This is a genomic window from Pseudomonas sp. BNK-7 (genome assembly GCF_048072025.1).
Classification (GTDB): domain Bacteria; phylum Pseudomonadota; class Gammaproteobacteria; order Pseudomonadales; family Pseudomonadaceae; genus Aquipseudomonas; species Aquipseudomonas danubii.
Genome location: NZ_CP182252.1, coordinates 808496 through 827872, shown reverse-complemented (window position 1 = coordinate 827872; position 19377 = coordinate 808496). Strand labels below are relative to the sequence as shown.

The following is a 19377-nucleotide window of genomic DNA, read 5'->3' as shown; positions in this document are numbered from 1 at the left end:
ACGGGGGCGCGGAGATATCCTTGCTAGGCGCTCAAGTATTCGTGGGCGCCGCCGAATCCATGGGTTATGGAACCAGCGTTCAGGAAGGTCCTAAATTACTAAAAATCCTAGAATAATTACTGCCGAGTGTGCTGATCGATCAGGATGATCCGCCTTCTCGGGAAGGAGCCATCATGTCCCAACCCCGTGCCCGGATAGCCTCCCAGCTAGGGCTTGCCCTTGCCCTGATACTCGCTCTGGTGATCAGCGGCAGTACCCTGTTTGCCCTGCGTTCTCTGGATTCGGCGAATCTCGACACTAGAGAGGAGCACCTGGCCAGCGAAGCGCGCCTGCTGGCCGATCAGCTCAACACCTTTCACAGCAGCCTGCGCGAAAGCACCCAGCGCCTCAGCGGCTTGTTTGAAAACCGCTTCCGCAGCGGCCTGAGTCTGCATCCCGAACAACCGGTGAGTGTGGCCGGGGTCCAGACCCCGGGCCTGCACCTGGGGGACGTGGTGCTGAACAACAACTTCGAGGAAGTGGACGAGTTCAAGCAGATGACCGCCGGGGTGGCGACCCTGTTCGTGCGCAGCGGCGACGACTTCATCCGGGTCAGTACTTCCTTGAGCAAGCAGGACGGCAGCCGGGCCATTGGCACCTTGCTCGACCACGCCCACCCGGCCTATCAGAAACTCATGGCGGGGCAGGGTTATGTCGGCCGGGCGCTGTTGTTCGAACGTTTCTACATGACCCAGTACACCCCGGTGCTGGATCGTGCCGGCAAGGTGATTGCCGTGTTGTTCGTTGGTTTTGACTACACCGATGCGCAGAACGCTCAGTTCGACAATCTCCAGCGCTTTCGCATCGGACACAGCGGCTCCCTGGCCTTGCTGGACGAACAGCACAAATGGCTGGTGCCACCGGCGGGCGTGCAAGGCCTGGATCAGGCCGCGCAGGTCATGACCGATGCAGCGCAGCAGCCGGGCAAGGGCCGCTTCTGGAGCGACCAGGGCGAAGACTTCTACAGCCTGGCGGTGCCTTTTGCCGGTGGGCCCTGGTCGGTGGTGGCGAGCATGCCCAAAGCCGAGATTCGGGCGGTGACCTGGAGCGTCGGCATCCGTCTGGTGATCGGCAGCCTGTTGGCGATGTTGTTGGCGGTGGGCGCTACGGTCTGGCTGCTGCGCAGCAAGCTGGCGCCCTTGAGTGATCTGGTGCGTCAGGCCCAGGCCTTGGGCGGCGGCGACCTGAGTGCGCGGTTGAATGTGTCCAGCCACGATGAGATCGGCCAACTGGCTCGCAGTTTCAACCAGATGGGTGAAGCCTTGTCGACCATGGTCGAGCACATCCGCCGTTCTGCCGCAGAGGTCAACGGTCGGGCCCAGGCCTTGTCTGGCCTGTCCAGCGGTGCCTATGAAGGCATGGAGCAGCAGTCGGGCGAGATCACCAGCATGGCGGGGGCGGTTGAGGAGTTCAGCGCCACGTCGCTGAACATCGCCGACAACATGGGCAGCACCCAGCGCCTGGCCGAGGAAAATGCTCAGCAGACCCATATCGGCCGCGAGTCCATGGAGCAGGCGTCATCGTCCCTGGAGCAGATTGCCGGGGCGCTCAACAGCACGGCTACGGTAATCAATACCCTGGGCCAACGCTCCCAGGAGATCGGCGGAATTGTCGGGGTGATCACCGCGATTGCCGACCAGACCAACCTGCTTGCTCTCAACGCCGCCATCGAGGCGGCCCGTGCCGGCGAGCAGGGTCGCGGCTTCGCCGTGGTGGCGGATGAGGTGCGCAACCTGGCGTCGCGTACCCGCGAGGCCACCGACGAAATCTCGCAGATGATCAACAGCATCCAGCAGGAAACCGGCCATGCCATCGAGACCATGGAACAGGGCAACCGGCTGATGCAGGAAGGCTTGTCGCGCAACGCCGATGTGGCTTCGGCCCTGGCCCTGATCGACGAGCAGAGCCGCAGCGCCGGCGAGCAGTTCGCCGCCATCACCACGGCCACCCAGGAGCAGAGCAGCACCGCCACGGTGCTAAGCAGCAACCTGCAGAGCATTGCCCAGGCCAACAGCGAGCAACGGGAGGTGGTGTCCAACCTGGCGCTCACTGCTCGTGAGTTGGAAACACTGGCCGCCGACCTGCGACAGGAAGTCGACCGCTTCCGCTGACAGTGGCCCTTTCGCCCCGCAACCCTGGGTTGCGGGGCAAGGTCCTGCTGCACGCCGGCGGCTATCGCGTCCGGCGGTTCTGAGGTTTAGCGGGGTTCGGTCGGTTCACCCAGCCCCGGGTCAACGCGCTTGCCGATGTCCCGCAGGCGTGCCAATTGATCGACCATGGTCGGGGCCTCGTCGACGCTGCTGACGAAGGTCCACAGATAAGTCATTACCGCATACACATGCCCGGCCTTGACCTCGGGTGACAGCGCCAGCTGACTGATGGCGATGACGAACAGAATCGCCGCCACGGTGCCCAGAAACAGATAGGCCGCCGCCTCCCGGTCCGAGAGCCAGATGCGCAGCCGCGACAGCAGCCGATAGTGACGCTTCAGCGAGGCGGCGCCGACCTTGGCCACCAGGCCGATTTCCTTTTCCAGTCGATCGTTCAGGCGTTCGTGCAACTGCTGATTGCGCCGTGCAAAGCGCGGCAGCAGGGTGACGCACAGCAGCAGGGCGCCCAGGCAGGCCAGGCCGATCCAGGGCTCGATCACCAGCAGCATGACCGCGGCACCGACAATCGATACCAGGGCGGTGGCGATGGTCGGCACATGCTTTTCGAAGAAGTCGACGAACTCCCTGGCCAGCACCACCCGCGCCGCTGCCGTGGAAGTGTTTTGCTGCTGCAGGCGCTGATTGAGGATCACCGGCACCGCCAGGTCGGCGTAGATGCGGGTGAAGGTGCGGGTGTCCACCGCTCGCCGCGCGGCCCCCACGACCCAGAAGCCCAGCACCACCAGGGCGTAGATCAGCGCGTGGGTGGTGTCACCCCGCAGGATCGAGTCTACGGCGAACCCGGCAAACAGCGGGTAGGCCAGCAGCAGGGCGTTCTCTAGCGCCACCAGGGACAACGTGACAAACAGCTTGCCCGGGTACGCCCGGGCAATGGCCTTGAGCGTCTGGCCGGCCGATTGCTGGCCGATCTTTTGTGTGGAGTCGACGATAACGGATGGGGTGACGACAGACATGAGTGCACCACAGGTGTGATAACGGTTAATATTGAGCGACTGCTCAATTATCTTTGAGCGATCGCTCAAAATGCAAGCGCCGTCCATCTCGGCGTCAAGAGGCCCGATTGCCCATGTCCCGTAACGACCGTAAAGACCAGATCATCGGCGCGGCCCTGGAGTTGTTTCGCAGCAAGGGGTTCGCCGATGTCTCCACTCGCGACCTGGCCGAACATGCCGGGTTGTCCCGCAGTCATGTCTATCACTACTTCAGCGATTGGAAGGAGCTGCGTCGCGAGGCCTTCGTCCGTTTTGCCAATGAGCAACTGGAGGCGGTGGGCGAACCGCTGCAAGGCGTCGCGCCCTTGGAGGCGCTGCAGGGTTTTCTTCGCGATTGCCTGCCCGATTCCGCCGAGGACGGCTGGGCGCTGTGGCTCGATGCCTGGGACGAGGCCATGTATGACCAGGAGCTGGCCGAGGCCTACCTGAAGATCAACGGTCAGTGGCAACGGATGTTGGCGCAGATCGTCCACCGTGGGGTCCAGGCCGGAGTGTTCCGCTGCTCCAGCCCCGAACGCGTGGCACGACAGTTGTTCGCGCAAACCATGGGCTATGCCGATGACCTGCTGCTGCGGGCCTCGCCCGAAGCTGCCGAGGCTGCCTTGGCAGAAGTCTTGGAAGTGGCGGGCTTGCTGTTGGGGTTCGAGGACTGAGGGCCTCAGTACAAATGATGGGATCTTGTGGTGGTTAGCGCGATTTATTGGCTTGCTGAAACGATTCTTCAGCGCTATAAAAATCGTACAACTCCAATAAAGGCAATCCCTCGATGAAGTCCCTCAAACTGCTTGTTTCCCTCGCCGCGCTGAGCGCCGCTTCCCATGCCATGGCCTGGGACTATGTATTGCTCGACAGCGACAAGGCCGCCGACAACCTGCACCTCACCAGCCAGCAACTGGGGGTAAAGACCGAGCGGCCTTTTTCCGTGACCTTGCGCACCTTGCATGGCGGTCGCCAGGAAGGGGTGAGCATCATCGACATCGACAATGGTGTGATGAAGCTCTCGGTGGTGCCGACCCGGGGCATGAATGTGTTGCAGGCCTCGGTGGGCGATGTGCGCCTGGGCTGGGATTCACCGGTCAAGGAAGTGGTCAATCCGGCGTTCATCGAACTCAATGGCCGTGGTGGCCTGGGCTGGCTGGAAGGCTTCAATGAGCTGGTGACGCGTTGCGGCTACGAGTGGGTCGGGCACCCTGGCCTGGACAATGGCGAGTTGCTGACACTGCATGGCCGCGCGGCGAACATTCCCGCCAGCAAGGTCACCCTGCATATCGACGAGAAACCGCCTTACGCCATTCACTTGCGGGGCGAGCTCAAGGAGCAGGCGTTCAAGAAGGTCGATTTCAGTGTCGCCACCGAACTGGTTACCGAGCCCGGCAGCACCAGTTTCACCCTCAATGACCGGTTGACCAACAACGGTGATTATCCGAAGGAATACCAGGCGCTGTACCACAGCAACTTCAGCACGCCGTTCCTCGAGCAGGGGGCCAAGTTTGCGGCACCGGTGAAACAAGTCTCGCCCTTCAACGACAAAGCAAAGGCCGATCTGGCGGACTGGCAGACCTATCGCGGCCCGACCCGCGACTATGACGAGACCGTCTACAACGTCGTGCCTTATGCCGACGCCAAGGGCGAGACCCTGGCGGTGCTGCATAACAAGGCGGGTAGTCTCGGCGTATCGCTGGGCTTCAATACCCAGCAGTTGCCGGTGTTCTCGCTATGGAAGAACACCGACACCCAGGGCCAGGGTTATGTGACGGGACTGGAGCCGGGCACCAGTTTCTCTTACAACCGCCGCTATCAGCGTCCGCTGAATCTGGTGCCGACCATCGGCGCCAAGGAGCAACGTCAATTCCAGATCCGCTACAACCTGCTGGCGGACAAGGCTGCGGTGGATGATGCGCTGAGTCTTGTCGGCAAGATTCAGGATGGACGCCAGACCGAAGTGCGTCCCACGCCGCTGGTGGATCTGTCCAAGGAGTGACCCTTCAACCTGTGCTCGGCCGGTAATGCAGGGCTTCTGCCAGATGCTCGCGGTTGATCCGTGCCGCCTGCTCCAGGTCGGCCAGGGTCCGGGCCACCTTCAGCAGGCGGTGGGCGGCTCGTAGCGACAGGTCCAGGCGTTCGCAGGCCGCTTCCAGCCAGCGTTCGTCTGCCGTGGATAGCCGGCAATGGCGCCTCAGGCCGGGGAGGTCGAGATGGGCATTGGCGCAACCCTGGCGTTGGCGTTGCAGCTCGCGAGCTTGAGCCACCCGGGCGGCGGCGCTGGCACTGTCGTCCCCCGGTTGCGGCTCGTGGTTCAGGGCGGTGGCTTCGCGGGCCACGGTCAGGTGCAGGTCGATGCGATCGAGCAAGGGGCCGGACAGCTTGTTGCGATAGCGCTGGATCTGTTCCGGCGTGCAGCGACACCGTCCGTTGGGGTCGCCAAGGTAGCCACAGGGGCAGGGGTTCATGGCGGCTACCAGTTGGAAGCGCGCTGGAAACTGTAGCCGGTCGCGGGCGCGCGCGATGACGATCTGGCCCGACTCCATGGGCTCGCGCAGAACCTCCAGGACCTTGCGGTCGAACTCCGGCAGTTCATCGAGAAACAACACACCGTGATGGGCCAGGGTGATTTCTCCCGGACGAGGTTTCGAACCGCCACCCACCAGTGCAGGGCCTGATGCCGAATGATGGGGCTGGCGGAAGGGGCGCTGCGGCCAGTGGCGCAGCGGCTTGTGGCTGCTCACCGATTGAATGGCTGCGACTTCCAGGGCTTCGTCTTCCTGCAAGGGTGGCAGCAGGCCGGGCAAGCGACTGGCCAGCAAGGTTTTGCCGGTGCCGGGCGGGCCGCTGAACAGCAGGTTGTGGGCACCGGCGGCAGCGACCAGCAAGGCACGCTTGGCGGCCAGTTGGCCCTGGACTTCCCGCAGGTCGGGGTAGGGCGTCTGATTCTCCTGCAAGCCGTCGCTGACGTAAGCCGCGATGGGGACGTGGCCATTGAAGTGGGCGACGGCCTCCAGCAGATGGTCTACGGCGATCACCTCCAGGCCCGAGGCCAGGCAGGCTTCCTCGGCATTGGCCCGGGGCACCAGCAGGGTGCGTCCCGCCTTGCGTGCCGCCAGCGCAGCCGGGAGCACACCGCGTACTGCTCGCACCGCGCCGGACAGAGCCAGCTCACCCAGGCATTCGATGTTGTCCAGCGCCAGGGCCGGCACCTGCACGCTGGCGGTGAGGATGCCCAGGGCGATGGCCAGGTCGAATCGTCCACCGTCCTTGGGCAAATCCGCCGGAGCCAGGTTGAGGGTGATGCGTCGCGGCGGGAAGTTGAATCCGGCGTTGAGGATGGCGCTGCGCACCCGGTCCTTGCTTTCCTTGACTGCAGCTTCCGGCAGCCCGACCAGGGTCAGGCTCGGCAGGCCGTTGGCCAGGTGCACTTCAACGCTGACAGCCGGAGCCTGTACGCCCACTTGGGCACGGCTGTGGATGATTGCCAGGGACATGGGAAGATCTTCCTTGAGACAGCGGGAACCGCGTCCTGCGGTGCTGCAAGGATAGATGAGGGCTTTGGCGGGAGGAGCTTTGAATGCGCACAGGATATGTCGCCGGCGCTACGGCTTTCGTTGGCAAACCGGCTCCAGGTTTGTAGGAGCCGGCTTGTCGGCGAATCGCGGGTTCAGCTCATTGCGCTGCCGGATTGAGCCGGGCTTCCAGCTCCGCCACTTTGGCCTCCAGGCTTTCCAGGCGTGCCCGGGTGCGGGCCAGGACCACCATCTGGCTGTCGAATTCTTCCCGGCTGACCAGGTCCAGTTTGCTGAAGCCGCTTTGCAGCAGGGCCTTGAACTGGCTTTCGATTTCATTGCGAGGCAGAGGTGTTTCACCGCTGAGCAAACGCGAGGCGTGGCCGCTCAGGGCATCGAGAAGGTCTTTGGGCGCGAGCATGGGAGTGTCCTGAATAGCAGATGGACCGCAGTGTATCACGCACGGCTCAAGGGCTTGGTGGTGCCCGCTCTGCACGTTTTTCGCGCATCCGGGCGGGCGCTCGCGCACCGTTATTGTGCGTATCCGCGGTGCCGATTTGTGCAAGCCCGAACGGCTGTGGGCAAGAGACTGAAATCACTGATTTTTCCCGAGCTGGCAAGCTTTCTGCTTAGACCTTGGTGACCCATGCACTGATGCAGTCGCTGTGACGAATGCAGTGCGGCAGGCGGAGCGGGGAGTGTTTCGTCAGAAGCGGTTAGCTGGCGTCGGTCTGGCTGAGGAAGGCCGACGATGCGTTACAAAGCCAGGCACTGCGCTTAGACTTGAGTCGGGTTTGTTTTCCTGGGGCAAGTCCACCAATTCGGGAGAGAGTTTCATGAAGCTAGTCACTGCCATCATCAAGCCGTTCAAGTTGGACGACGTGCGCGAGTCGCTGTCCGAGATCGGCGTGCAGGGCATTACCGTCACTGAGGTCAAAGGCTTCGGCCGGCAGAAGGGTCACACCGAGCTGTATCGCGGTGCGGAGTATGTGGTGGATTTCCTGCCCAAGGTGAAGATCGATGTCGCCATTGACGACAAGGATCTTGACCGGGTTATCGAGGCGATAACCAAGGCCGCCAACACCGGCAAGATCGGTGACGGCAAGATCTTCGTGGTCAATCTGGAACAGGCTATTCGCATCCGTACCGGCGAAACCGATACCGACGCAATCTAAGCCGCCAAACCCAACGCCCCAGGAGAAAACAATATGACTCTGCGTAAATTCGCAGGGCTAGGAGCCCTTTTGTCCCTCGTAATGCCTGGCCTGGCCATGGCGGCAGACGAAGTGGCAGCTCCAGTCCTCAATTCCGGCGACACCGCCTGGATGCTGACTTCCACAGCCTTGGTGCTGTTCATGACCATTCCTGGCCTGGCGCTGTTCTACGGCGGCATGGTGCGGTCGAAAAACATTCTTTCGGTGCTGATGCAGTGCTTTGCCATTACCGGCCTGATCAGCATTCTGTGGGTCATCTATGGCTACAGCATTGCGTTCGACACGACGGGCATGGAACAGGGCGTCGTCAACTTCAACTCCTTCTTCGGTGGCCTGGGCAAGGCCTTCCTGGCGGGCGTGACCCCAGCCAGCCTAACCGGCCCAGCGGCGCTGTTCCCTGAAGCGGTGTTCATCACCTTCCAGATGACTTTCGCCATCATCACTCCGGCGTTGATTGTCGGTGCCTTCGCCGAGCGGATGAAGTTCTCCGCCATGCTGATCTTCATGGGCGTCTGGTTCACCCTGGTGTATGCACCGATCGCGCACATGGTCTGGTCCGGCAACGGCGGCCTGATGTGGGACTGGGGCGTGCTGGATTTCGCCGGCGGCACCGTGGTCCACATCAATGCCGGTATCGCAGGCCTGGTGGCGTGCCTGGTACTGGGCAAGCGCAAAGGCTTCCCTACCACGCCGATGGCTCCCCACAACCTGGGCTATACCCTGATGGGCGCGGCCATGCTGTGGGTCGGTTGGTTCGGCTTTAACGCCGGCTCCGCTGCTGCGGCCAACGGTACTGCCGGCATGGCCATGCTGGTGACGCAGATCGCTACTGCCGCCGCGGCCCTGGGCTGGATGTTTGCCGAGTGGATCACCCACGGCAAGCCAAGCGCGCTGGGTATCGCTTCGGGCGTGGTCGCCGGCCTGGTAGCCATCACTCCGGCAGCGGGCACCGTTGGCCCGATGGGCGCCCTGATCATCGGCCTGGCCGCTGGCGTGGTGTGCTTCTTCTGTGCCACTAGCCTCAAGCGCAAGCTGGGTTATGACGACTCCCTGGATGCCTTCGGCGTTCACGGCATCGGCGGTATTCTTGGCGCGATCCTCACCGGTGTGTTCGCCGCTCCATCTCTGGGCGGCTTCGGCACCGTGACCGACATCGCCGCGCAAGTCTGGATTCAGTGCAAAGGTGTGGGCTTTACCGTGATCTACACCGCGATCGTGACCTACATCATTCTCAAGGTCCTGGATGCCATCATCGGGCTTCGGGTTACCGAGGAAGAAGAAGCGGTCGGCCTCGATCTGGCACAACACAACGAGCGGGGTTACAACCTGTAATCGCGCCTGAAAAAACGCCCGGCTCCGGCCGGGCATTTTTTTGCCTGGCATTTGTCATTGAGAAAGGCTGAATGGATTTACTGACAAGCATTGGCGTGTATGCCGTGGCGATTTCCAGCAGGACAAATGCTTACACTAAAGCAGGATTATTCGGCGCTTTGTTTTTTCCCTGAGCGCGCTAGAATGCGCGCCGAAGCGTGGAGATCGGTATGTGGCAACAGACCCTGATTACCCTGCGGGCCAGGCCCCGGGGCTTTCATCTGGTGACGGACGAGTTGCTCGCCGGCCTGCCTGAGTTGAGGGCATGTCGGGTTGGTCTGCTGCATTTATGGCTGCAACATACCTCGGCCTCGTTGACCATCAACGAGAACGCCGATCCGGCGGTACGGCGTGACTTCGAGCGTTTCTTCAACACCCTGGTGCCTCAAGGCATGGCCGGGTACGAACATGACGACGAGGGCGCGGACGACCTTCCGGCGCACTTCAAAGCCAGTTTGCTAGGCTGTCAGCTGACTTTGCCGGTAGCGGCGGGGCGCTTGGCGCTAGGCACCTGGCAAGGTGTTTATCTGGGCGAGCATCGCGATCATGGCGGTGCTCGCAAAGTCCTTGCCACCCTGCAGGGTGATAGGGCATAAGCCGCTGAGTATCAGTGGACGTTGATTTTTTTCCGGCAGCCTTCGACAGTCGGCGCAGCTGGGCTATAACTAATCTGCTTTTCGCAAGTCATGAGGTAGAACATGAGCGACGATGATCTGGAAAACGACGACCTCGAAGTAGGTGACGAAGACGAAACCGAAGAAGGTCTTGAAGCGGCCGCCGACGATGTGGCGGAAGACGACGGCAGTGATGTTCCTGCTCCGACCGCCAAAGGCAAGGCCAAGGCCGCGGTCTCGGTAGACGAGCTGCCGAGTGTCGAAGCCAAGAACAAGGAGCGTGATGCACTGGCGCGTGCCATGGAAGAGTTCCTGGCCCGTGGCGGCAAAGTGCAGGAAGTCGAGGCCAATGTGGTCGCCGATCCGCCCAAGAAGCCTGATAACAAGTACGGCAGCCGGCCGATCTGAGCCTTGTTACTTGCTTGCTGAAAAAGCCCGCCGTCGCTGCGGGCTTTTTCATGGGCGCGTGCCGGGTAAATGGCGCCGCGTGGCGGCGATCGCGAGCAAGCTCGCTCCTACAGAACGAGCCGCATCAGGTGCCGCTGTGCCAGCGACCCAGCAGTGCTGGCAGTTCTTTGAGGCTGCGAATCTCGGCATCAGGGGCGCGCTCGGCTTCCCAGGCCTTGCCCGCAGGATTGAACCAGATGGCCCGCAGGCCCGCCTGCTGGGCGCCGGCAATGTCGTCGCCCGGGTGATCGCCGATGTGCACGGCAGTATCCGCGGTGGCACCACCGCGCTGCAGGGCTTCATGGAACAGCCGTGCATCCGGCTTGGCGACCCCGATGTCTTCGGCGCACAGGGCGAACTTGAAGTAGTCCGCCAGGCCCAGGCGACGTACGTCGGCATTGCCGTTGGTGACGACCCCTAGGGCGAAATGATTGGCCAGGGCCTCCAGGGTCGGCAGCACCTCGGGGAAGATGTCCAGCTGATGCCTGGCATGCAGGAACACTTCGAAGCTCTGATCGGCCAGCTGGCTGGCTTGGCTGTGCTCATACCCGGCCTCTTGCAGGGCATGGAACAGCACCCGGCGGCGCAGGGCGCTGATCCGGTACTTGAGCGTCGGCTCGTCCTGCAGCACCCGTTCGCGAATGGCCCACAGATGCTCCACCGGCACGCCGCCGAGATTCGGTGCGTGATCGGTCAACCACTGGCGCAGGGTGGCTTCGGCGCTGACAATCACCGGCGCGGTATCCCACAAGGTGTCGTCGAGGTCGAAGGTGATCAGCTTGATGGTCATTACTCACCGCCTTTGTTGCGTTTGGCCCGTGGATGGGCGCTGTCGTAGACCGCTGCCAGGTGCTGGAAGTCCAGGTGGGTATAGATCTGTGTGGTCTTGATGTCCGAATGCCCCAGCAACTCTTGCACGGCTCGCAGGTCCTGGGAGGACTCCAGCAGGTGGCTGGCAAAGGAGTGGCGCAGCATGTGCGGGTGCAGGTTCTGCCCCAGTTCCCGCTCGCCGGCGGCCTTGACCCGCAACTGAATGGCTCGTGGCCCCAGGCGGCGCCCCTTCTGGCTGACGAACAGGGCGCCGTCCGGCGGGTTGCTCAGGGCTCGCAGCGGCAGCCACAGCGTCAGGGCTTCCCGGGCCTTCTTGCCCACCGGCAGCACACGGGTCTTGCTGCCTTTGCCCAGCACCTGCACCAGGCCGTCGGCCAGATCCAGCTGTTCGAGGTTCAGGCTGGTCAGCTCGGAGAGACGCAAGCCGCAGGAGTAGAACAGTTCCAGGATCGCCTGGTCGCGATGGGCCAGGAAGTCGTCTTCTACCGCGCCGTCGAGCAGTTGCAGGGCGCGATCGGTATCCAGGGTCTTGGGCAGGCGGCGTTCGCCCTTGGGCGGTGCCAGGCCGTTGGCCGGGTCGTGATCGCACAGCCCTTCGCGGTTCAGGTAGTGATAGAGCCCGCGCACGGCGGACAGAAGGCGTGCCAGGCTGCGTGATGACTGACCTTGCTGGTGCAGGCGGGCAATCATGCTGCGCAAGCCCTGGATATCCAGGTCGGTCCAACTGCGCACCTGCTGCTTTTCACAGAATCCCAACACCTTGTCGAGATCGCGCCGGTAGGCCAGCAGGGTATGGGCCGACACCTGGCGCTCACTGCGCAGGTGTGCGCAGTAGGCATCCAGTTGCTGCTGCATGGTCAGCGTACCGAGCGCAGCGAGTGAGTGAAGCGCGGCAGCACACGGCCGGTGACTTCAGCAATGTAATTGAGGAACAGGGTGCCTACCGAGCTCTTGTAGTGCTGCGGGTCACGGCTGGCGATGGCCAGTACACCGTGCATGCCCTGGTGCGCCAGGGCGACTACCGCAGTGGAGCCGATCTGCTTGCGCTGTTCTTCGCCGAAGAGAAAGTCCAGTTCGTGCTCGCGCAGACTGCCACTGACACTCTTGCCTTCTGAAAGCAGGCCGCCGATGGCGCCCTGGGCTTCGGCGGCGCAGACCCAGCGGCCTACCGGCATGGGGCTGTCGCTGAACAGAATCAGGCTGACGAAGGGCACCTGGAAATCCTGGCGCAGGCTGTCTTCGACACTCATCACCACCTCTTCCAGGCTGGTGGCGTCCATCAGGGCCAGGATCAGGCGTCGGGTCTTGTCGAACAGCCGATCGTTGTCCCGGGCCACGTCCATCAATTGCGACAGGCGATGGCGCATCTCGATGTTGCGCTCGCGCAGGATCTTCATCTGCCGCTCCACCAGCGATACGGTGTCGCCGCGCTGGTGTGGAATGCGCAAGGCCGGGAGCAACTCGTCGTGCTCGACGAAGAAGTCCGGATGGGCCTCCAGGTACGCGGCAACGGCGGCTGCGTCCAGGTCGGCAGAAGGCGTTGGGTCGGGCTTTGCGGCGGGAGCCTGCGGCTGATCAGTCATGGATTTCGCTCACTTAAAGACGCACCTGTCCTTCGTATACGCGCACTGCCGGACCGGTCATCATCACCGGTTGGCCAGGGCCTGCCCATTCAATGGACAGGCGCCCGCCCGGCAGGTCGATCAATAGGGGCGAATCCATCCACCCCTGGCTGATCGCGGCCACTGCGGCTGCGCAGGCGCCGGTACCGCAGGCCTGGGTTTCCCCGGCGCCACGTTCCCAGACCCGCAACTGCGCGCGTTGACGGTCCAGCACCTGGAGAAAGCCGACATTGACCCGCGCCGGGAAGCGCGGGTGATGCTCGATCTTCGGCCCCAGTTCGTGTACCGGCGCGCTGTTGATGTCATCCACCCGCAACACGGCGTGAGGGTTGCCCATGGACACGGCGGCCAGCTCGACCTGCAGGCCATCGACGTCCAGCGTGTAGCTGTCGGCCTGGGCCGGGGCCTGGAACGGAATGTCCGCCGGCACCAGGCGCGGAGCCCCCATGTTGACGCTGATCTGTCCGTCGTTGCGTACATCCAGTTCGATGACGCCGCTCTTGGTCTCGACGCGGATCTGACGCTTGGTGGTCAGGCGCTTGTCCAGTACGAAACGGGCGAAGCAGCGGGCGCCGTTGCCGCACTGTTCCACTTCGGAGCCGTCGGAGTTGAAGATCCGGTAGCGGAAGTCCACGTCCGGGTTGCTCGGGGCCTCGACGATCAGCAGTTGATCGAAGCCGATTCCGGTATGGCGATCACCCCATTGTTTGGCGTGCTTGGGCAGAATATGCGCGTGCTGGCTGACCAGGTCGAGAACCATGAAGTCATTGCCCAGGCCATGCATCTTGGTAAAACGCAGCAGCATGGTCTTACTCCGGCAGCAGGCTTTCGCCAGCGAATAACTCGGCTACCGTCTCGCGGCGACGCACTTCAACAGCCTGGTCACCATCGACCAGTACTTCAGCGGCACGGCCGCGGGTGTTGTAGTTCGAGCTCATGACGAAACCATAGGCACCAGCAGAATGCACCGCCAGCAGATCGCCCTCGGCCAGGGCCAGGTTGCGTTCCTTGGCGAGGAAGTCGCCGGTTTCGCAGATCGGTCCGACGATGTCGTATGTGCGGGGTTCGGCATCCCGCGGCTGGACGGCACTGACATCCATCCAGGCCTGGTACAGCGCTGGGCGGATCAGGTCGTTCATGGCGCCGTCGACGATGGCGAAATCCTTGTGTTCGGTGTGCTTGAGGTACTCGACACGGGTCAGCAGTACACCGGCGTTGGCCACGATGAAGCGGCCCGGTTCGAACACCAGGGCCAGGTCGCGGCCATCCAGGCGTTCACGCACGGCCTTGATGTAGTCGGCGGCCAGTGGCGGCTCTTCGTCGCGATAACGCACGCCCAGACCGCCACCCAGATCGATGTGGCGCAGGTAGATGCCGCATTCTCCAAGACGGTCCACCAGATCCAGCAGGCGGTCGAGGGCGTCGATGAAAGGGGCCAGGGTGGTGAGTTGCGAGCCGATGTGGCAGTCGACCCCGACGATATCCAGGTTCGGCAGCTGCGCGGCGCGGATGTACACGTCCTCGGCAGTCGCAATGTCGATGCCGAACTTGTTTTCCTTGAGCCCGGTGGAGATATACGGGTGAGTGCCGGCATCGACGTCGGGATTGACTCGCAGCGAGATTGGCGCGCGAACACCCAGTTCGGCGGCCACCAGCTGCAGGCGCTCAAGCTCTTCTGCGGACTCGACGTTGAAGCAATGGACGCCCACTTCCAGGGCTCGGCGCATGTCGTCACGGGTCTTGCCGACACCGGAAAAGACAATCTTGTCGGCTTGGCCGCCAGCCGCCAGGACGCGCTCCAGCTCGCCCCGGGAGACGATGTCGAAGCCTGCGCCCAAGCGCGCCAGGACATTCAGCACACCCAGGTTGGAGTTGGCTTTTACCGCGAAGCAGACCAGGTGCGGCATGCCGGCAAGCGCCTCGGCATAGGCCAGGTACTGGGCCTCGATGTGCGCTCGGGAGTAGACGTAGGTCGGCGTGCCGAAACGCTCGGCAATGGCGGACAGGGCTACGCCTTCCGCGAACAGCTCACCGTCGCGGTAGTTGAAAGCGTCCATGGTGAGCCCTTAGTAGGTGTCGTGCTTGTGCGACTTCGACTGCGATTTCGCCTGTTCTTCTGGGGATTTGCTGTCATCGGGCAGATACAGCGGGCCTTTCTGGCCGCAGGCGGTAACAAGGCAGGCAACCGCGACGAGCGCAGCAAGGGAAGAGATCAGGCGCTTCATGGCGAAATCCTTGAGAATGCGTAAATTGCGCCCGAGTATACCGGCCACCCGGCAGCTTGCCTATGCAGCGTAACTCCCGTCCAGCGGGCCTTTGCCAGGGGCTGCTCAGAGGCTTTGGTCGGCTTCCGACACAATGGGCGTCGCATTTATCCACCTGTTCGGTATCCTTTGCATTCGCCGGGGAGCGTCCGTATCTTGCGGCGCTTGAGCGTGAGTAGACACTTTTTGAGGTTCCTGCAATGAGTTTGACCGAAGCCCGTTTTCACGACCTGGTGGACGCCACCCAGCAGACGCTGGAGGATATTTTCGATGAGAGCGACCTGGACATTGACCTGGAAAGTTCCGCCGGAGTGCTCACCGTCAAGTTCGACAACGGCAGCCAGGTGATCTTCAGTCGCCAGGAACCTTTGCGCCAGCTGTGGCTGGCCGCCCGCTCCGGTGGTTTCCACTTCGACTACGACGAGGAAAGCGAGCGCTGGATGTGCGACAAGAGTGAAGAGCAGCTGGGGGAGATGCTGGAGCGCATCGTTCTCGAACAGGCGGATATCAAACTCGATTTCGAAGGGCTCTGAGGTCGTGACTCAGCCCGCCGCAGCCCGACCGCCCAAGCCGCTCTACAGTAATGTCAGCCCGGCGGTCAGTTCGCCGTGCATCAGTCTGTGCCGTCTCGATGAGGAGAAGGTCTGCCGCGGCTGTTTCCGCCATGTGGAGGATATTCGCGAGTGGCGTTCGGCCGATGACGAGCGGCGGCGAGTGATCTGCGCACAAGCGCTGCAGCGCAAACAGAGCGGTACAGCCGGGGGACTTTAGGTTCGTACTGGTACGGTTTGTTTATTCAGTGTGCTGTGATAGTGTCCGACTTCGCCTCGCTACATCGAGGCCGGTGAGAACCCCGTCTTATTTGGCGGGGTTTTGCTTTTTTGTGCAGAAAAAATAGGAGTCAGCCAGGATCATGAGTACTGCACCATCCATCATCCTTACCCGCCTTGACGTGCAACGTCTGGAGCGCCTGATCGACAGCCTGGACGACTCGCTGCCAGGCGTCATTGCACTGCAAACCGAGTTGGATCGTGCCGAAACGCTGGTGGGTCACGATGAAGTACCGGCCGGTGTCGTAACCATGAACTCGCGTGTGCATTGCCGTGAGGAAAGCAGTGGCAAGGACTATCACCTGACCCTGGTTTATCCACAGGACGCCAACGCCGACGAAGGCAAGATTTCGATCCTTGCACCCGTGGGCAGTGCCTTGCTGGGCTTGCAGGTGGGTCAATACATCGACTGGCCGGCGCCGGGTGGCAAGACCCTGAAGCTGACTCTGCTGGAAGTGGAATACCAGCCGGAAGCCGCGGGCGACTACCACCTCTGATTTGCGGCTAGACCTGCTCGAGCGCGTCGTTCAGTGCGCGCTCCAGGCTGGCCTTGTAGCGCAGATACACAATGCTCGAACTTTGCATATCACCGAGCAGGCCGGACAGGTCCAGGTCGGTGATGTAGCAGCGATAGCGTTCCGGTTCACGGCGCTGTCCGACGATTTCCTGGGCCACCGCGCTGAATAGCTGGTTGCCATATTCCAGTTCGGAAAACTCCCGTTGATTGCAGTACAGCGAGACTTGCACCTGGCCAGGTGCAGCCTTGCCGATGATCGCCTGCACGTCATAAAAGGCTTTGTCCACCGGGGTCGCAGGTGCTGGTCGCGGCTCTACCCGGCGCGCCCGACCGGTGCCTGAGGGCAGTATCTGCAAGTAGAGTGTGTCCAAAGGTTTCTCGCCCTGGCTACTGTCCATCGACTGTAGCGCTTCACGGCGGTAGAGGATCGACTGCAGGAAGCGCTGCAGGGGCACCAGCAGGCTTTGTTCGTCGTGGTACGCCAGGGTCTGCTGCCACAGGGCGTTGTGCTCGTCGAGGATATAGAGTTCGGCGTGCTGCTCGATGATCCGATAGAACACCTGAATGCAGTCTGGCTGGCCCATGGGCAGGATCAGCGCCAGGTCGTGATCTTCCAGGGCCATGGGATCGAGGTGCAGGGGGCTATAGCGGGCTTGCTCCTGGCCCAGGTATTCAAGCAGTGCGGCGGGTGTCGCCATGGCCCGATGCCGAACCTGGCCGGGTACCAGTTCGAGGACGTGAAAGTGCTGCTGGACCTGGATCAGGTAGCGGTAGTTGAGCTGACTGAGCAGGAGGTGGTGCGCGGTTTCGAACAGCTCCTCCACCCGCCGAGCGATGAACTGTGCGCGGTTGTGGCAGAAGCAGCGGACCCGCAACCGTGGTTGTGAGTCGGACGGCAGGTTATTGAGGTAGTCCCGCAGGCATTCGAGCAAGGCATGTTCAGCGTCATAGCGCCCGACCATGACCTCGTTCCAGCTATTGAGGGTGACCTGATCCAGGGTCAGCACCAGGTTTTCCCGCACCCCGGCGTAGCTCAGGGAGTCGGTGCGCTCGGTGGTCATGAGAATGTTCAGGTCGCGGTGATGCTTGAGCGGGTCGACTCCGACGTTCACCAGGATCAGCACTTCGCCGGGTACGCTGGCATGCAGCAGCTGTTCTTCGTCGACGGTGGTCAGTGGCAGGGCCACCGTCTGTTGCAGGCTGCCAAGCAAGTTGAACAGCTCGAACTCGCTCAGGTCGCTGCTGCCAGGGTGCAGGGCCAGGCGCGTGCTGCTATCGATCACCCCATTGCGATGGCACCAGGTCAGCAGCTCAAGCAATTCACGGCTGCGCTTGATAGGCGCGAAGTGCTCCCACTCCAGGGCGGTCAGATTGCCGTTGTACAGGCCCCAATGAGTCTGCCCTGGTTCTTTCTTGTTCGGCGATTGCACCAGGGTCAGGGTGTCTTCCGCGAGGTCCGGGGCGATGCCGGGATTGATGAACTCGATTTTCCCCGCCTTGCGTTCGAATGCCGCGTACAGGCGTCGGCCCAGCACGTTCAAGTCGCGTTTATTGATCAGGCTGGCGGCCTGTTCGGTGCGGGCGAACTGGGTCAGGAAGCGGTAGCTGTAGTTGAGCTCGTTGACCAGCGCCCGGCGCTCGCTGCTGACTTGGCGCACTTTCCATTGGCTGCGACTGTCCAGCAGGGCCAACTGGCGCTGATCCCAGCCCCATTCGCTGGCCAGGCGCTCAAGCAGTGCCCGCTGCCAGCTCGGGCTGCGAGCGCCATTGCCGCTGGAAAGCTTGCGGTTGACCTTGAGGTACAGGCTGCGCCGTACCAGTTCCAGACGCTCGGGCTCGCCACGGGCCTTGAGGTATTCCTCGATGCGTCGGTAAACCACGATATAGGGGTCGAGCTCGTCCAGGTCCAGGCGGTTGGCGAACACCGCCTGCTTGAAGCGCAGGCTCAGGCACTGGACCCTGGGATGCTCACTGGCGTAGACCTCGATCAGCAGCAGCTTGAGTACTGATTTGTAGGGGGACTCGATGCCCTTGAACAGCTGCCAGAGTCCGGCTCCGATGAACTCGCCGGGCGGAATGCGTGCCATGTGGCCCAGGTCCAGATTCTCTTCGGCGGGTACGAAGCGCTTGGAGAGCAGGGTGTGGATGTAGCGCTCGTAGCGGGACTCCTCGTACACCGGCACCAGCCACCACAACGGCGTGCGTCCGGCCAACCAGATGGCGGTGCGGTAGAACTCGTCGAGCAGCAGGTAGTGCTGGGTGGTGCCGCAATCATCCGAACTCAGCTGTGTATCCCGCTCACCGCGGACAAAGCGGTTGGGGTCGATCAGGAAAAAATGCGCCTCGGCGCCCTGGCCCGCGGCCCAGGCTTCCAGCAACTGGCATTTCTTCTGCAGTTCGGCCAGCTCGGTTTCGCTCAGGTCCGGCGCATGGCACACCCAGACATCCATGTCGCTCTGGTCCGCCTGGGCCAGGGTGCCCAGGCTGCCCATGAGAAACAGGCCGTGGATAGGTCGAGGTGGATTGCCATGACGAGGCTTGTAGGAAAAGGAACGGGTCAGGCGCTGGGCTTCAGCCAGGGCTTGCGGGTCGGGCTCGTAGTTGGACAGTCCCGCGGGGGTAGCGCCGGAAACGTAGCCGGGCAGCAGGGGGTGATTGACGTGAAAGAACAGTGGCAGCAGGTTGAGGACCAGCTGCTGGCGTGCCGACAACCCTTCCATTGCCCGAGCCATGCGTCCGGCATTGAGGGTGAGAAAACGCGCGCGCAGTTGACTGAGAACCTTGCGATCGATTCCTTCATCCAGATCGGGACGGATTTCATGGGTATGGGGCATTTCAAGCTGAGCTCGAACGTGGCGGTTTGAGGACGGCAGCAGTTTATCGTCAGACAAGACCGAGCCTTAAGCTGATTTTGTTTTTTGACGCCAGATTTCTAGCGTATTGGCGGGAGGGTGCCTACGGAATCCGA

20 protein-coding genes are annotated in these 19377 nt (G+C 62.3%); 10 read left to right on the top strand and 10 right to left on the bottom strand.

What is annotated here, in order from left to right; translation table 11 throughout:
- Positions 1-173: 173 nt before the first annotated feature.
- Positions 174-2150, top strand: coding sequence for a methyl-accepting chemotaxis protein (locus ACMGF8_RS03900; RefSeq protein ID WP_102862241.1), 1977 nt, complete (start codon positions 174-176; stop codon positions 2148-2150).
- A gap of 86 nt (positions 2151-2236) precedes the next feature.
- On the opposite strand, the gene ACMGF8_RS03895 is transcribed toward ACMGF8_RS03900, so the two are convergent.
- The gene (locus ACMGF8_RS03895; RefSeq protein WP_205413491.1) at positions 2237-3163 is read right to left on the bottom strand and encodes an ABC transporter six-transmembrane domain-containing protein; all 927 of its coding nucleotides are present in this window, start codon (positions 3161-3163) and stop codon (positions 2237-2239) included.
- A 113-nt stretch (positions 3164-3276) separates the two neighbouring features.
- On the opposite strand from ACMGF8_RS03895, the gene ACMGF8_RS03890 reads away from it, so the two are divergent.
- Positions 3277-3855, top strand: a complete 579-nt coding sequence (locus ACMGF8_RS03890) for a TetR/AcrR family transcriptional regulator (RefSeq protein WP_416758746.1) — start codon at positions 3277-3279, stop codon at positions 3853-3855.
- A gap of 113 nt (positions 3856-3968) precedes the next feature.
- On the top strand, positions 3969-5183 hold the full coding sequence (locus ACMGF8_RS03885; protein WP_102862238.1) for an aldose 1-epimerase family protein: 1215 nt from the start codon (positions 3969-3971) through the stop codon (positions 5181-5183).
- 4 nt (positions 5184-5187) lie between these two features.
- On the opposite strand, the gene ACMGF8_RS03880 is transcribed toward ACMGF8_RS03885, so the two are convergent.
- Positions 5188-6681, bottom strand: a complete 1494-nt coding sequence (locus ACMGF8_RS03880; RefSeq protein ID WP_416758743.1) for a YifB family Mg chelatase-like AAA ATPase — start codon at positions 6679-6681, stop codon at positions 5188-5190.
- A 178-nt stretch (positions 6682-6859) separates the two neighbouring features.
- Positions 6860-7120, bottom strand: a complete 261-nt coding sequence (locus tag ACMGF8_RS03875; protein WP_072451854.1) for an accessory factor UbiK family protein — start codon at positions 7118-7120, stop codon at positions 6860-6862.
- Positions 7121-7535: 415 nt separating this feature from the next.
- Here ACMGF8_RS03875 and glnK point away from each other — a divergent pair, with 415 nt between their 5' ends.
- From glnK to sutA, 4 genes are all read left to right on the top strand, one after another.
- Positions 7536-7874, top strand: coding sequence for a P-II family nitrogen regulator (gene glnK, locus ACMGF8_RS03870; protein WP_002555808.1), 339 nt, complete (start codon positions 7536-7538; stop codon positions 7872-7874).
- Between the two features lie 33 nt (positions 7875-7907).
- Positions 7908-9245: an ammonium transporter gene (locus tag ACMGF8_RS03865; protein ID WP_416758741.1), complete on the top strand. Its 1338-nt coding sequence runs from the start codon at positions 7908-7910 to the stop codon at positions 9243-9245.
- A gap of 209 nt (positions 9246-9454) precedes the next feature.
- Entirely contained in the window at positions 9455-9880 is a 426-nt protein-coding gene (locus tag ACMGF8_RS03860; RefSeq protein ID WP_102862235.1) for a secondary thiamine-phosphate synthase enzyme YjbQ, read from the top strand.
- A gap of 102 nt (positions 9881-9982) precedes the next feature.
- The gene (gene sutA / locus ACMGF8_RS03855) at positions 9983-10306 is read left to right on the top strand and encodes a transcriptional regulator SutA (RefSeq protein WP_007926654.1); all 324 of its coding nucleotides are present in this window, start codon (positions 9983-9985) and stop codon (positions 10304-10306) included.
- A 124-nt stretch (positions 10307-10430) separates the two neighbouring features.
- Here sutA and ACMGF8_RS03850 read toward each other — a convergent pair whose 3' ends face one another.
- Genes ACMGF8_RS03850 through lptM form a run of 6 tightly spaced genes read right to left on the bottom strand, consistent with a single transcriptional unit; the run spans position 10431 to position 15023 of the window.
- Entirely contained in the window at positions 10431-11135 is a 705-nt protein-coding gene (locus tag ACMGF8_RS03850) for an HAD family hydrolase (protein WP_207814966.1), read from the bottom strand.
- Positions 11135-12031, bottom strand: a complete 897-nt coding sequence (xerC, locus tag ACMGF8_RS03845) for a tyrosine recombinase XerC (RefSeq protein WP_102862233.1) — start codon at positions 12029-12031, stop codon at positions 11135-11137. Before xerC ends, ACMGF8_RS03850 begins: the two co-directional genes overlap by 1 nt.
- 2 nt (positions 12032-12033) lie before the next feature.
- Entirely contained in the window at positions 12034-12759 is a 726-nt protein-coding gene (locus ACMGF8_RS03840; protein ID WP_102862232.1) for a DUF484 family protein, read from the bottom strand.
- Positions 12760-12772: 13 nt separating this feature from the next.
- Positions 12773-13603, bottom strand: a complete 831-nt coding sequence (gene dapF / locus ACMGF8_RS03835) for a diaminopimelate epimerase (protein ID WP_102862231.1) — start codon at positions 13601-13603, stop codon at positions 12773-12775.
- Between the two features lie 4 nt (positions 13604-13607).
- Positions 13608-14855 (bottom strand): diaminopimelate decarboxylase, encoded by a 1248-nt coding sequence (gene lysA / locus ACMGF8_RS03830; RefSeq protein ID WP_102862230.1) that lies wholly within the window; start codon positions 14853-14855, stop codon positions 13608-13610.
- A 9-nt stretch (positions 14856-14864) separates the two neighbouring features.
- Positions 14865-15023 carry an LPS translocon maturation chaperone LptM gene (lptM, locus tag ACMGF8_RS03825; protein ID WP_082729310.1) on the bottom strand — a complete coding sequence of 53 codons (159 nt, stop codon included), beginning with the start codon at positions 15021-15023 and terminating at the stop codon, positions 14865-14867.
- A 239-nt stretch (positions 15024-15262) separates the two neighbouring features.
- On the opposite strand from lptM, the gene cyaY reads away from it, so the two are divergent.
- The 3 genes from cyaY (at position 15263) to rnk (ending at position 16389) form a co-directional block, all read left to right on the top strand.
- Entirely contained in the window at positions 15263-15595 is a 333-nt protein-coding gene (gene cyaY / locus ACMGF8_RS03820; RefSeq protein WP_102862229.1) for an iron donor protein CyaY, read from the top strand.
- Between the two features lie 4 nt (positions 15596-15599).
- Positions 15600-15833: a DUF1289 domain-containing protein gene (locus ACMGF8_RS03815; RefSeq protein ID WP_102862228.1), complete on the top strand. Its 234-nt coding sequence runs from the start codon at positions 15600-15602 to the stop codon at positions 15831-15833.
- A gap of 142 nt (positions 15834-15975) precedes the next feature.
- Entirely contained in the window at positions 15976-16389 is a 414-nt protein-coding gene (rnk, locus tag ACMGF8_RS03810; RefSeq protein WP_011064182.1) for a nucleoside diphosphate kinase regulator, read from the top strand.
- 7 nt (positions 16390-16396) lie between these two features.
- On the opposite strand, the gene ACMGF8_RS03805 is transcribed toward rnk, so the two are convergent.
- Positions 16397-19243 (bottom strand): class I adenylate cyclase, encoded by a 2847-nt coding sequence (locus ACMGF8_RS03805; protein WP_102862227.1) that lies wholly within the window; start codon positions 19241-19243, stop codon positions 16397-16399.
- Positions 19244-19377 lie beyond the last annotated feature (134 nt).

What these genes read in the sequence shown, in the direction of transcription:
- ACMGF8_RS03900 (WP_102862241.1), top strand. Translation starts at nt 174, where the DNA reads ATGTCCCAACCCCGTGCCCGGATAGCCTCCCAGCTAGGGCTTGCCCTT.
- ACMGF8_RS03895 (WP_205413491.1), bottom strand. Translation starts at nt 3,163, where the DNA reads ATGTCTGTCGTCACCCCATCCGTTATCGTCGACTCCACACAAAAGATC.
- ACMGF8_RS03890 (WP_416758746.1), top strand. Translation starts at nt 3,277, where the DNA reads ATGTCCCGTAACGACCGTAAAGACCAGATCATCGGCGCGGCCCTGGAG.
- ACMGF8_RS03885 (WP_102862238.1), top strand. Translation starts at nt 3,969, where the DNA reads ATGAAGTCCCTCAAACTGCTTGTTTCCCTCGCCGCGCTGAGCGCCGCT.
- ACMGF8_RS03880 (WP_416758743.1), bottom strand. Translation starts at nt 6,681, where the DNA reads ATGTCCCTGGCAATCATCCACAGCCGTGCCCAAGTGGGCGTACAGGCT.
- ACMGF8_RS03875 (WP_072451854.1), bottom strand. Translation starts at nt 7,120, where the DNA reads ATGCTCGCGCCCAAAGACCTTCTCGATGCCCTGAGCGGCCACGCCTCG.
- glnK (WP_002555808.1), top strand. Translation starts at nt 7,536, where the DNA reads ATGAAGCTAGTCACTGCCATCATCAAGCCGTTCAAGTTGGACGACGTG.
- ACMGF8_RS03865 (WP_416758741.1), top strand. Translation starts at nt 7,908, where the DNA reads ATGACTCTGCGTAAATTCGCAGGGCTAGGAGCCCTTTTGTCCCTCGTA.
- ACMGF8_RS03860 (WP_102862235.1), top strand. Translation starts at nt 9,455, where the DNA reads ATGTGGCAACAGACCCTGATTACCCTGCGGGCCAGGCCCCGGGGCTTT.
- sutA (WP_007926654.1), top strand. Translation starts at nt 9,983, where the DNA reads ATGAGCGACGATGATCTGGAAAACGACGACCTCGAAGTAGGTGACGAA.
- ACMGF8_RS03850 (WP_207814966.1), bottom strand. Translation starts at nt 11,135, where the DNA reads ATGACCATCAAGCTGATCACCTTCGACCTCGACGACACCTTGTGGGAT.
- xerC (WP_102862233.1), bottom strand. Translation starts at nt 12,031, where the DNA reads ATGCAGCAGCAACTGGATGCCTACTGCGCACACCTGCGCAGTGAGCGC.
- ACMGF8_RS03840 (WP_102862232.1), bottom strand. Translation starts at nt 12,759, where the DNA reads ATGACTGATCAGCCGCAGGCTCCCGCCGCAAAGCCCGACCCAACGCCT.
- dapF (WP_102862231.1), bottom strand. Translation starts at nt 13,603, where the DNA reads ATGCTGCTGCGTTTTACCAAGATGCATGGCCTGGGCAATGACTTCATG.
- lysA (WP_102862230.1), bottom strand. Translation starts at nt 14,855, where the DNA reads ATGGACGCTTTCAACTACCGCGACGGTGAGCTGTTCGCGGAAGGCGTA.
- lptM (WP_082729310.1), bottom strand. Translation starts at nt 15,023, where the DNA reads ATGAAGCGCCTGATCTCTTCCCTTGCTGCGCTCGTCGCGGTTGCCTGC.
- cyaY (WP_102862229.1), top strand. Translation starts at nt 15,263, where the DNA reads ATGAGTTTGACCGAAGCCCGTTTTCACGACCTGGTGGACGCCACCCAG.
- rnk (WP_011064182.1), top strand. Translation starts at nt 15,976, where the DNA reads ATGAGTACTGCACCATCCATCATCCTTACCCGCCTTGACGTGCAACGT.
- ACMGF8_RS03805 (WP_102862227.1), bottom strand. Translation starts at nt 19,243, where the DNA reads ATGCCCCATACCCATGAAATCCGTCCCGATCTGGATGAAGGAATCGAT.